This window comes from Oceanobacillus chungangensis, from assembly GCF_003369565.1.
GTDB classification, from domain to species: domain Bacteria; phylum Bacillota; class Bacilli; order Bacillales; family Amphibacillaceae; genus Oceanobacillus; species Oceanobacillus chungangensis.
Genome location: NZ_PIOD01000008.1, coordinates 14,101 through 26,118 on the forward strand (window position 1 = coordinate 14,101; position 12,018 = coordinate 26,118).

Sequence of the window (12,018 nt, forward strand, 5' to 3'; positions counted from 1 at the left end):
TATATTTTAGTGTATAATTTTTAAGGTTAGTAAAAGTTTGATACAGCAAAAAAGAATTAGTAAAGGTGATGAATAGTGAGGAAGATAAACGAGAATGAAATTCAAAAAGTAAAATTAGATGATGTTGCTGATAAAGCTGGTGTTTCTCGGACAACTGTCTCAAGGGTATTAAATAATAGGGGGTACATAAGTGATAAGACAAGACAAAAGGTACACGAGGCAGTGGAACTGTTAAATTATCAACCAAATGAAATAGCAAGGTCACTCTTTATTAAAAAGACTTTTATCATCGGCCTTATTTTTCCCACCACAAACAATCCCTTTTATGGACAGCTGATTTTCCATTTAGAGAATATCTGTGAATCATTTGGTTACAGAGTATTGTTATGCAACAGTCAAGGTCGTGAAGATAAAGAGAGGAACTACCTGAAAATGCTGCTAAGGCACCAAGTTGATGGGATTATAGCAGGAGCCCATAACAGAGGAATTGAAGAATATAACAACCAACATCTTCCACTGGTAGGCATTGATCGATTTTTGTCTAAAAATATCCCTGTTGTTTCCAGTGATAATTATGATGGTGGGAAAAAGGCTACTCAATTATTAATTGATAAAGGCTGCAAACAGATTATTCATATTAACGGTTCACCTTCATTGGAAACGCCTGCTAATTTAAGAAGAGAAGCATATGAAGATGTCATGAAAGAGAATGAATTTCATCCGCGCACTTATATAATTGGTGACAACGTTATAGAAAAGTTATTTGATGAGAACCCAAATGTTGATGGTATTTTTGCAAGTGATGATCTTATAGCAGCCAATGTGATAAGAGAAGCAAAGAGGAGGAACAGAAATATACCTGACGATTTGAAAGTAATTGGCTACGATGGTACAGAAACAACCAGAATATTATTGCCGGAACTAAGTACAATTCAGCAGCCTGTTAAAGAAATTGCAGATTTGGCAATTAAACTTTTAATGAAACAAATCAATGGTGAAAGTGAACCCCAAATAGAATGGAAGTTACCAATAAAGTTAATTAAAGGTGAAACAACTTAACATAAATATATAAGCTGAAAAAGTCTTTTTTTATTTTTTCTGACAACCGGTTGACACACGGAGAGTATTTAGCTATACTCTTTTTTATAAGATCTATATGTCAACCGGTTGACATATTCATTAAGTGATTGTTGTCTTTTAATTTTTGCGCTCATATGTAATCGTTAACAAAGTGGTTAATTGGGAATTTTAATAGAAAAGAATTATGCAAGGGAGGATATCATGGATAAAATGTCCAGGAAAATAACTCAAACTACAAAAAGGATGGGAAGTCGTAAAAACTATACCAAAAATAACTTCATCTTGTATTTATTTTTAGCACCTGCTGTTGTCCTAGTATTGATATTCAATTACATACCAATGTATGGAGTGACAATTGCATTTAAGGATTTCAGTCCGATCAAAGGGATTATGGGAAGTGAATGGGTAGGTTTCACTCATTTCATAAGTTTTTTGCAATCACCCAACTTTCAGCAAATCTTCATGAATACGATCAAATTAAGTGGCTTTGAACTTCTTATCGGATTTCCAATCCCTATCATTTTGGCTATCATGGTAAATCAGTTGAGAAGAGCCAAAGTCAAAAAAAATATCCAATTAATCATTTATGCTCCATATTTCCTATCAACAGTGGTAATAGCGGGAATGTTATTTATCTATCTATCACCAGCAGGACCGGTTAATGGAATTCTGACTTTATTTATGGATGAGCCTATTTCCTTTATGACAGATCCGTCTTATTTCAGGAGTATATTCATTGCTTCCGGTATTTGGCAGGCTGCAGGTTTTTCATCAATTATCTATGTTGCAGCACTCTCAAATGTGGATCCGCAGCTTCATGATGCAGCAACGATTGATGGAGCTTCTCTATTGCAGAGAATCATTCATATTGACCTTCAGGCTCTTAAACCGACTATAGCGGTGTTGTTTATTCTGGCGATTGGTGGAATTATGGGAGTCGGTTTTGAAAAAGCATATTTACTTCAAACTGACATGAACTTGCCTGCTTCAGAAATTATTGACACCTATGTATATAAAAGAGGGTTACAAGCAGGAGACTGGTCATTTGGAGCTGCGGTAGGGTTGTTCAATTCTGTTATTAGTCTGGTTTTACTGATAACTGCTAATACTGTTGTCAAAAAATTAAATGGAGAAACACTCTATTAGAAAGGAGCGCAAATCGATGAAATTCAAAAATGACCTTGTAAATAACTCGAAAACAGATAGAATGCTTCTCCTGCTTAACAAATTTATTTTAATTTTACTCGTACTTATTGTTACAGTTCCATTATTGTATGTCTTATTCGGCTCCTTTCTACATCCGAATATTTTACTGACAAAAGGTATATCGTTTAATCCTGATGACTGGACGCTTGATGGCTATAGAAGGATATTCCAGGATGGATCCATCATGAGAGGTTTTCTTAACTCTATTATTTATGCAGGTGGATTCACTATTGTATCTGTATTGTTTTCTATTCTTGCTGGATACGCTTTATCCGTTGAGAACTTAGCTGGAAAAAAGCTTTTTATGATTTTCTTTATCGTAACTATGTTTTTCAATGGTGGGATGATACCTACATATTTACTCATTAAAGAACTGGGTATGATCAATACACCATGGGCAATTATATTGCCAGGGGCAGTAAGCGTTTGGAATATTATCCTGTCGAGAACTTATTTTAAGGGATTGCCAAATGAATTGAAGGAAGCAGCAAGAATAGATGGCGCTTCTGATTTTAAGATATTTTTAAAGATTATATTGCCACTATCCAAACCTATTATTTTTGTGCTTGCATTATATGCTTTTATAGGGCAGTGGAATTCTTATTTCAATGCAATGATTTACCTTGAAGATCAATCACTTTATCCACTACAGCTGGTATTGCGTGATATTCTTATTCAGAATGAAGTGCAGCCGGGTATGATTGCAGATCAGCTTGCAAGAGCTGAGATTCAAAGAATTGCAGAAATGATAAAGTATTCTTCTATTGTAATTTCAAGTTTACCATTATTGATTATGTACCCTTTCTTCCAAAAGTATTTCGAAAAGGGTGTAATGGTAGGCTCATTAAAATAAAGAAAGCGAGGTTTTTTTATGAAAAAGTTTTTAAAAGCAGTTTCGTTGCTGCTGATTATCGTAACTGTAGGTGCGGGCTGTAGTGACAATAGCGGGGATACTTGGTCTGAAGATTATGGGCTCTCTGACATTTCATTTCCTTTAGATGAAAAAGTATCACTGAAAATTATGACGGAAAGTTCCTCTTTAGCACCTGAAAATCCAAATGAAAAATTGATTTTTCAGCGATTAGAAGAAGAAACGAATGTTCATATTGAGTGGAGAAACTTTACGGGAGCAACATTTGGAGAGAAAAGGAATCTGGCAATGACTAGTGGGGATATGCCTGACGCAATTATGAATGCTGGTTACAGTGACTATGATTTATTAAAACTCGCAAAAGATGGCGCTGTCATTCCACTGAACGATTTAGTAGAGGATTACATGCCAAATCTAAACGCAGTTCTGGAAGAAGCACCAGAATATAGGGATATGATCACTGCACCAGATGGCAATATTTATGCATTTCCTTGGATAGAAGAACTGGGTCAAGGAAAAGAGAGTATTCATTCTGTAGACAATTTTCCTTGGATAAATGTAAAATGGCTAAATGAATTAGGACTGGAAATGCCAACAACAACGGAAGAATTAAAAGAAGTATTAATTGCCTTTAGAGATAGTGACCCGGCAGGTAACGGACAAACAATTCCAATGTCATTTATCATCAATGATGGAGGACAGGATCCTGGTTTCTTATTTGGTTCGTTTGGTCTTGGGGATAATTGGGATCATACTGTTGTGACAAACGATGGGGAGGTTAAATTGACTTCTAACGATGAAGGATACAAAGAAGCTATAAAATTTATGAATGAATTACAGGGAGAAGATTTAATTGACATCGAAGCCTTTGAACAGGAGTGGCCTACCTATGTAGCTAAAGGCCAAGAAGGTCGCTATGGCATATATTTTACCTGGGATAAAGCAAATATTTCAGGTATGAATGACGATTATGAACTTATGCCTCCCCTCGAGGGACCAGATGGTCATAAAAATGTTGCCAGAACAAATGGAACGGGATTTGACCGTTCGAAAATGGTTATCACTAATGCCAACCAAAATCTTGAATTGACAGTAAAATGGATTGATCAATTCTATAAACCTACTCAATCTGTGCAAAACAACTGGGGTACGTATGGAGATGAGGATATGCAGAATATCTTTGAATTTGATAAAGAGGAAAATATGCTGAAACACCTTGATTTGCAAGGTACTGCGCCTGTTGAATTAAGAGAAAGAACATCAGTTGGCGGACCACTGGCAATTTTAGACAGCTATTATGGAGAGGTAACGACAATGCCGGAGGATGCTTCATGGAGATTGGACCTAATGAAAGAAGTGATGGTTCCACATATAAAAGCCGACAACATATTCCCAAAGGTATTTTTCAGTCTTGAAGAATTGGATCGCCTTTCTAAAATAGAAGCAGATTTACTTCCGTATATTGAGCGTAAAAAAGCGGAATGGATTGCAAATGGGAATGTAGAAGAAGAATGGGACGAGTATTTGGCCGAGTTAGATCGCCTCGGATTGCAAGAGTGGTTGGATATTAAACAAGAGGGATATGATCGAAGTACTAATTAATGGGGGAGAAATAATTGACAAATCAAAAATTACAGCGATACAGACCGAACTTACACTTTACGGCTAAGAGAAATTGGTTAAATGATCCGAATGGATTGGTATATTTCAAAGGCGAATATCATTTGTTCTTCCAATATAATCCGCATGATAACGTTTGGGGCTCCATGCATTGGGGGCATGCTGTCAGTAAGGACATGATCACCTGGGAGGAGCTTGACATAGCGCTTTATCCGGATGAGCATGGAACTATTTTTTCCGGAAGTGCAGTGGTAGATTGGAATAATACAACCGGATTCTTTCCTGAAGAGCCAGGTTTAGTTGCTATTTTTACACACCACAAGGATAGAAATGGCGAAAATCCGCCAAAACAATCACAAAGTCTGGCATATAGTAGTGACAATGGGCGAACATGGATTAAATACAAAGGCAACCCTGTACTTTTTCATAAGACAAAAGTTGATTTCAGAGATCCTAAGGTTTTTTGGAACATGAAAACTAGTAAATGGATCATGTCATTAGCAACAGGGCAAACGATTACCTTTTATTCTTCGCTAAATCTAATAGATTGGCAGTTTGAAAGCGAATTCGGAGAAAATATTGGTTCCCATGATGGGGTCTGGGAATGTCCTGATTTATTTAAATTAAAGGTAGAGAGCACCGGCGAAGAAAAATGGGTTTTATTAGTGAGTATCGGTGATAACGGGATATCAGAGACGGGATCGTGTACACAGTACTTTGTTGGTGATTTTGATGGATCTGTATTTAAAGCGGAGCATGATGACATTAGATGGCTGGATCATGGGAGAGACAACTATGCTGGTGTAAGTTTTTCCGACATTCCTGAAGAGGATGGCCGCCGGATTTATCTTGGATGGATGAGCAACTGGAGATATGCTAATGAGGTTCCTACAGAGGGTTGGAGAAATCAGATGACTATACCAAGAAAGCTTCAGCTTCGGAAAATAGAAGGAAAGTATATAGTTATTCAACATCCTGTAGCGGAACTCGATACTTATTTTGAAAGAAGCAGAGATATTCATGATCTTGAAATAAATAATTCTGAAACTATAGTGTTCGAAGTGAACGAGGCTTATCTGGAGTTGTTTATGAATATATTAAATAGTGATGCAGATCAATTTGGTATTACGCTGAATCATACACAAACCCATAGCACCACTATTGAATATGATGCTTCAAATGATGTAATCACATTAAACAGAGAGAAATCAGGAAAAGTGGAATTCTCCGAGATGTTTTCACTGGAAAAAAGGTTGAAAATGGATAACAGCAAAAATGTTCAGCTTCGAGTAATTGTTGATACTTTCTCAATTGAAGTTTTTGTTAATGACGGTACTTATGCTATAACGAGCTTAGTTTATCCTGATCAAACTTGTGAAACTGTGGCATTTTATAGTGAGAGCGGAAAAATAACTGTTGAAAATGGTTACATATCCACACCTAATAAGAGATTTACAATTTAAAATGTAATATCTAATGGTGAATATTAACCTAGGAAGGAGGAAGCAGTTCGAATGTTTCCTCCTTTTTAAATCTAAATGGATAAGTATTTAAAACCATGAGAGGAGAAAAGGCAATGAGTGAAAAAAAATCCGTAGTTTGTATCGGAGAGTTGTTAATCGATTTTTTTTGTAAAGATACAGGAGATAATCTGGTGGATGGAAAGATTTTTGAAAAACAAGCTGGAGGAGCGCCTGCTAATGTATGTGCTACTATTGTGAAATTAGGTGGAACTGCGTTGTTCAGCGGAAAGGTTGGAAATGATCCGTTTGGTAGATTCCTTAAAAATACGTTGGAGGAAAAAAATGTTGATACTTCAATGCTAATACTTGATGATGTTAATCCAACTACTTTTGCTTTTGTTTCTTTAATGCAAAACGGAGAAAGAGATTTTGTATTTAACAGAGGTGCCGATGCATTTTTAAAGGAAGAAGAGCTAGACAAGGAGAAATTAAAAGAGGCTGCCATTCTCCATTTCGGGTCTGCAACTGCTTTACTGGACGGACCGTTTCAAACTACATATCTGAATACAATGAAGTCGGCAAAAAAAAATGAGATTTTTGTTTCGTTTGATCCAAATTACAGATCAGATCTCTGGAAAGGAAAGAAATCGAATTTTATAGAACTAGCGAAACAAGGAATTGCAATAGCTGACTTTGTAAAAGTCAGTCATGAGGAATTGGAGATTATTACGAGTGCAGCTGATTTGGATAGCGGAATCGAACATCTACATCAAATGGGAGCGTCCTTGATTGCAGTTACATTAGGAAAAGAAGGAACTATGATTTCCACTATGATTTCCAATAACTATAAACAAGAAATAATTCCAAGTATAAAAGTAGATTCCATAGATACAACTGGTGCAGGGGATGCGTTTGTTGGTGCAATGCTGTATCAACTAGCAAAAGAGGAAGCTATCAAAAAAGTTTTGGTAGACTTTAATAAGATTAAGAAGATAACTTATATAAGCAATAAGGTTGGAGCGATTGTTTGTACTAGAGTTGGGGCGATCTCTGCCATTCCTACTTTAGATGAAGTAATATAATATATATGACAGATAAAATTAATGCCGTCAGCTGAAATGGAGGCTCGTGAAATAATGTTTGGCACACAATGGTACTTCCGGCTTGGGAATTTAGGGTTTAATTTAGTATTGTTAAATTTTTTATGGATACTGTTTTCGGCTTCTGGTTTGTTCATATTAGGGATTTTCCCGGCTACTGCCGCGTTATTTGCGGTTATTAGGCTTATTATTATGGAAACAGACAGTGGTTCGATTATAAAACTGTTTTGGAATAAATTTAAAACGGAGTTCCTCGCATCCAATGTAATTGGTTATCTGATGCTGTTAATTGGACTTCTTTTATATGTTGATTTTAAAGTATTGCATCATATTAAGCAGAATACACTTTATATGGCTTTGATGAGTTTAACGATGGTTATTATACTCGTGTACTTACTCAGTTTATTGTATGTTTTCCCTGTGTTTGTTCACTATGATTTAAAACTTTGGCAGTATCCAAAATTTGCTTTAATTCCCGCCATTGCCAGACCGTTGCGCACATTAATAATGGCAATTACTTTAACTGGAATCTTATTTGTATATATGAAATTACCGGTATTAATGTTACTCTTTGGCATAAGCTTAATTAGTTTTATATTGATGAAATTTGCGTATTTATCTTTTTCAAAAAAAGCCGTCGAATGAGAAAGGTTTACCTCTATTTTAGGAGGACCTTTTTGTGGGTATTTATTAACACCTTTTTATTTTGGTTTTTTACTTGATTATTTTATTTAATATGCTAATTCTCACTCAATCTAGTATATTGCTTTAATCCATATCATTAATGCAGGAAATAATTATTGTTGGTCAGAGATAGAAGGGGACGAAGAACAAGAGAACATGGAGACCCTGTTAGTTTATTCAGGAAATGAGACTTGTGCACCGTCTGGGATTACATTTTATATTTATTTATAACTGGTTTAAGAGGACAAAGTTTATATGCTTTTAATGAAGAAGCAAATTCCTTAGATGTTGTATTTACTTCTAATGAGAGGTTAAGAAACGTATACCCCTTTGACGTTTATTTTTATGTGATAACAACGAATACTTCTCCGAGATCAGGGAATCTAGAAGAAGGAAATCATGTATTTAGATTAACTCCTGCTCAATACAGATCTTAGATTAATTAACCACCTAGTCAACATCAGATTAGGTGGTTTTGTAAAGTGTGTTATTCATTACGCGGTAAAATTTTTGCGGTTGCACTTACTGGTCCTTTTCCTAACATAGGTGAAAAGTATATACTGTTACTGTATCTTTCTGTATTAGCTTCGTCTATTTTTGCTGTTAATGCAGGATCATTATCTATAAGTTGAAAAGTAACATTGTATTCTTCGCCAGCTAATTTTATCTTTCCTGCTCGATTGTTACTTTTCCATAAGTCGCATAAGCTTACTAACAAGCGAAAAAGGATGTGTTCTTATCTATGAAATTTAAATCACTACCTAGAAATCCGAATAAACGCCTTTGGTTAGCAAGAGATATCACTTTCAATGTCCAAAATGAACCAAAGGTTTCTTTCCATGAAGACAGAAAGCAATGGGCAAGCGTATTATTCATAACCATGAGTTGATTATTAAAGCAATTGATAAAAAATAAAAGAGTCTAGAAGATCTAGCTTTTTGATTTCACTATGTACAAAATAAAGTAGAAGATCTCTGGAAAAATGAAGAGAAGAAATAATGAAGGTAATAAGAGTGCATAGTGTGCAGGAATAAGTAATAAGCTATTTCAATGAGAAATAGCTATTACTTATATCTTTAGGTTGTTTTCTTAGCAACAATTTTATCATTCTGCATTTCAATAACATGATTGTCAGAGATCAGCATATCCATATCATGTGTCACTATTAAGACTTTGATATGTCGTTCATTGGAAAGCTTTTGAATTAGTTTCATCGCTGAGTTTTTGATAAACGAAAATGAGCTCTCGTAGTAGATTTTTAAAATTCCACAAATTAAGTAACTGAATATCTTATTTAATGTGTTATATATTGACCTTTGGAACATCTGCTTATGGCTTTCTAACAAAAAATGAAGATTGCTAGAGAGTAAGTTTTAGCTGGTCTGTCCTTGAATAAACTTTACAGATAATTGATAAAGGTTATCTAACTCCACTTCAGCATTATTTATCCGTTTCATTAGTAAATCAATTAGAAGATCGACAAACTGATCCATTGGCTGTAATACTGTCGACAGCTGCGGGAAATAGTTTTGAACAAACTCAGTCCCGTCGTAACCGATAACTTTTAACTGTTCCGGGATTTCAAGTCCTAACTCTTGCGCTTTATTGATAACCAAAATCGCAGTTAAGTCATCCGTGCAAAAAACACTGTCTATTTCCTCTTTGGACAAAATCTGACGAATCTCGGTGGCTTTTAAAAACGGAGAGTACTCCGGGGGAAAGTGATAAACCATTGGTTCCAAATGATGTTCCTTTAACACGGACAGATAACCATTCAGACGCCGGTTAGTTGGTGAGGCAGATTCATTCGTTCCTGTGAATATGGCAATCTTTCTGCCTCCTCTTTGATATAGCTGCTCAGTTGCCAAGCGTCCGCCTTGATAGCTGTCACTAGAGACAATTGGGATTCCTTCTGCCAGATAACGGTCAAATGAAATAATAGGTAATCCCACATTTCCGTATTCCGGGATATCCAGATTATGCGCGCCTGCAATAATACCATCTACTTTATTTGCAGCCAGCATCTTCAGGTAGTCCCGTTCTTTTTCCTTGTTATTGGCACTGTCACAGAGAATAGTTTTATAACCTTTTTCGAATAGACTTGATTCAATTTTGGCTGCTAGTTCTCCAAAAAAGGGATGAGACACGGTAGGGAAAATCAGACCAATCAATTGTGTATTTTTTCCCTGCAGCGAACGGGCCATCGAATTAGGCTGATAATTTAATTCTTCCATAGCTTTATGCACCTTATCAATGGTTTTTTGACTAAGGTAACCATAATTATTAATTACTCGTGAAACGGTTGTTGCAGAAACGCCTGCCTTTTTCGCTACATCTGTCAATTTAATCCCCATTATGTTCTCTCCCTTTACTCATAACTAGTTCATATCACGCAGGGTCCAGAAATCTCCTGTATAGTTCCCTTCAAATCCATGAAGAAAGATATGCGTCTGCTGAGGGTCTTTGATAAAGACGCAGCTAGTCATGACGCAATAGCCATCGTTAACAAAAACTTCGCAGACAGAACGGTCTACAAAAATGTGCAATGTTAGCTTATCCTGTCTTTTTAGTGTAGCAGTTCTTATGGAACCATATGATTCTCCAAAAGGGATACCTGCCTTACTGCGATCCATGCTTATTGTATCATGTTTTGCATCGAAAGAAAGCTTCAGTCCTTCTGTATTCTGCTTATCTGCAAATAAATATAATGAACCTGATGCACTAGCATCTAATTCAAGCTTTAATTCGTAAACATTTTTATCGGGAGAGCCTAATAACAGATACTCATCTTGTACAGACCCTTGCAATACCTCATGATTTTGACGTAATACCTGCATTTCTGCAACTGGTTTTTGATACAGGTGCTGATCCTTGATAGACAATTCTTTAACTATACTGAGGCAGTGAGCCCAGCCTTCTTCAAAGCTAGGATAATCTAATTCAGGCAACCCAATCCAGCCGATACTCAGTACACGGTCATCTGGCGCATTAAAAGCCTGTGTCGCATAGACATCAAAACCTTCATCCAAATTTACTAAATCCGAAGTGTTTTCAATAGAAACCGTTTCTTTATTAAATGCTGATCCTATGACATACATATTTGGATATATATTCTGATACGGTGTTATATTCTGGTCTAGTCCCTGTGGACAGAACAATAGTACTGGCTGATTATCAACAAAGACTAGATTAGGGCATTCAACCATAAACCCCATTTCTTCAGTCGTATAATCCAGTTCGCCAAGCAATTCCCAATCTGTTAACTGCTTACTTTGATAAACTAAGACAGCACCTTTTCCTCTTTTTGTTTGTGCTCCAATCGCCATCAGATATTGGTCTTGATAACGAAACACCTGTGGATCACGAAATTCATCTGTATATCCTGTTGGCGGATTCTCTATTAATGGTTCAGTTATCTTTTCTACTAGCATTTCGGAGTCCATCCAAGCTCCCAGTTGATAGGAGTGGCGCTCCCATCTCTCATCTCGTACATTACCCGTGTACATAAGAAAAAGTTTGTCTCCCACTGTGATAGCAGAGCCTGAATATACACCATGACTATCATAGGGAGAATCAGGTAATAAAGCGTAATCACGTTTTTCCCAGTCAACTAAGTTATCAGATACCATATGATACCAGGATTTCACGCCATGCACAGGTCCAAATGGATAAGCCTGATAAAAGAGATGCCACTTCCCATCATAGAACGAGAAACCATTTGGATCATTTAATAAACCTGTCTTCGGTTGAATATGAAATGCTTGCTTCCAGTCTGATTTCTGTATCGCTGATTCAAGCATATCTTGATAGGCTGCCGGCCATTGATGATAAGGTTTATAACGCAAAGGCGTTGTCCATTCTGTTATTAATTTCATGTTTTTTCAACTCCTATATATTCATTAAACCTACTATAAAACATATGCAATAAGGGTTAATATGTCAAACGTTTAACATAATAATAAAGCTTATATAATGTAATTGTTTAATATTTATA

Annotated in this window: 11 protein-coding genes; 8 read left to right on the forward strand and 3 right to left on the reverse strand. The window is 36.1% G+C overall.

Features of this window, described 5'->3' with window-relative positions:
* The first annotated feature begins 75 nt into the window (after positions 1–75).
* The 7 genes from CWR45_RS08415 (at position 76) to CWR45_RS08445 (ending at position 7,985) form a co-directional block, all read left to right on the forward strand.
* The gene (locus CWR45_RS08415; RefSeq protein ID WP_245975387.1) at positions 76–1,059 is read left to right on the forward strand and encodes a LacI family DNA-binding transcriptional regulator; all 984 of its coding nucleotides are present in this window, start codon (positions 76–78) and stop codon (positions 1,057–1,059) included.
* 222 nt (positions 1,060–1,281) lie between these two features.
* Positions 1,282–2,226, forward strand: coding sequence for an ABC transporter permease (locus CWR45_RS08420; RefSeq protein ID WP_115749430.1), 945 nt, complete (start codon positions 1,282–1,284; stop codon positions 2,224–2,226).
* A 16-nt stretch (positions 2,227–2,242) separates the two neighbouring features.
* Positions 2,243–3,139: a carbohydrate ABC transporter permease gene (locus CWR45_RS08425; RefSeq protein ID WP_211315954.1), complete on the forward strand. Its 897-nt coding sequence runs from the start codon at positions 2,243–2,245 to the stop codon at positions 3,137–3,139.
* 18 nt (positions 3,140–3,157) lie between these two features.
* Positions 3,158–4,759 carry an extracellular solute-binding protein gene (locus CWR45_RS08430; protein ID WP_115749432.1) on the forward strand — a complete coding sequence of 534 codons (1,602 nt, stop codon included), beginning with the start codon at positions 3,158–3,160 and terminating at the stop codon, positions 4,757–4,759.
* Positions 4,760–4,773: 14 nt separating this feature from the next.
* A complete protein-coding gene (locus CWR45_RS08435; RefSeq protein WP_115749433.1) occupies positions 4,774–6,240 on the forward strand; it encodes a glycoside hydrolase family 32 protein in 1,467 nt (488 codons plus the stop codon).
* A 113-nt stretch (positions 6,241–6,353) separates the two neighbouring features.
* The gene (locus tag CWR45_RS08440) at positions 6,354–7,322 is read left to right on the forward strand and encodes a carbohydrate kinase family protein (RefSeq protein ID WP_115749434.1); all 969 of its coding nucleotides are present in this window, start codon (positions 6,354–6,356) and stop codon (positions 7,320–7,322) included.
* A gap of 54 nt (positions 7,323–7,376) precedes the next feature.
* The gene (locus tag CWR45_RS08445; protein ID WP_170138825.1) at positions 7,377–7,985 is read left to right on the forward strand and encodes a YesL family protein; all 609 of its coding nucleotides are present in this window, start codon (positions 7,377–7,379) and stop codon (positions 7,983–7,985) included.
* A gap of 526 nt (positions 7,986–8,511) precedes the next feature.
* Here the strand turns inward: CWR45_RS08445 and CWR45_RS08450 are convergent.
* On the reverse strand, positions 8,512–8,742 hold the full coding sequence (locus tag CWR45_RS08450; RefSeq protein WP_245975388.1) for a DUF2255 family protein: 231 nt from the start codon (positions 8,740–8,742) through the stop codon (positions 8,512–8,514).
* 24 nt (positions 8,743–8,766) lie between these two features.
* On the opposite strand from CWR45_RS08450, the gene CWR45_RS19790 reads away from it, so the two are divergent.
* Positions 8,767–8,913, forward strand: a complete 147-nt coding sequence (locus CWR45_RS19790; RefSeq protein WP_170138826.1) for a hypothetical protein — start codon at positions 8,767–8,769, stop codon at positions 8,911–8,913.
* 484 nt (positions 8,914–9,397) lie between these two features.
* Here CWR45_RS19790 and CWR45_RS08460 read toward each other — a convergent pair whose 3' ends face one another.
* The gene (locus CWR45_RS08460) at positions 9,398–10,378 is read right to left on the reverse strand and encodes a LacI family DNA-binding transcriptional regulator (RefSeq protein ID WP_115749438.1); all 981 of its coding nucleotides are present in this window, start codon (positions 10,376–10,378) and stop codon (positions 9,398–9,400) included.
* Positions 10,379–10,402: 24 nt separating this feature from the next.
* Positions 10,403–11,899: a sucrose-6-phosphate hydrolase gene (locus CWR45_RS08465; RefSeq protein WP_115749439.1), complete on the reverse strand. Its 1,497-nt coding sequence runs from the start codon at positions 11,897–11,899 to the stop codon at positions 10,403–10,405.
* Between the last annotated feature and the right edge of the window lie 119 nt (positions 11,900–12,018).

Bases quoted from the DNA above. Each gene is read 5' to 3' on its own strand.
- CWR45_RS19790 (WP_170138826.1), top strand. From the start codon at position 8,767: ATGAAATTTAAATCACTACCTAGAAATCCGAATAAACGCCTTTGGTTA.
- CWR45_RS08445 (WP_170138825.1), top strand. From the start codon at position 7,377: ATGTTTGGCACACAATGGTACTTCCGGCTTGGGAATTTAGGGTTTAAT.
- CWR45_RS08465 (WP_115749439.1), bottom strand. From the start codon at position 11,899: ATGAAATTAATAACAGAATGGACAACGCCTTTGCGTTATAAACCTTAT.
- CWR45_RS08430 (WP_115749432.1), top strand. From the start codon at position 3,158: ATGAAAAAGTTTTTAAAAGCAGTTTCGTTGCTGCTGATTATCGTAACT.
- CWR45_RS08420 (WP_115749430.1), top strand. From the start codon at position 1,282: ATGGATAAAATGTCCAGGAAAATAACTCAAACTACAAAAAGGATGGGA.
- CWR45_RS08460 (WP_115749438.1), bottom strand. From the start codon at position 10,378: ATGGGGATTAAATTGACAGATGTAGCGAAAAAGGCAGGCGTTTCTGCA.
- CWR45_RS08440 (WP_115749434.1), top strand. From the start codon at position 6,354: ATGAGTGAAAAAAAATCCGTAGTTTGTATCGGAGAGTTGTTAATCGAT.
- CWR45_RS08425 (WP_211315954.1), top strand. From the start codon at position 2,243: ATGAAATTCAAAAATGACCTTGTAAATAACTCGAAAACAGATAGAATG.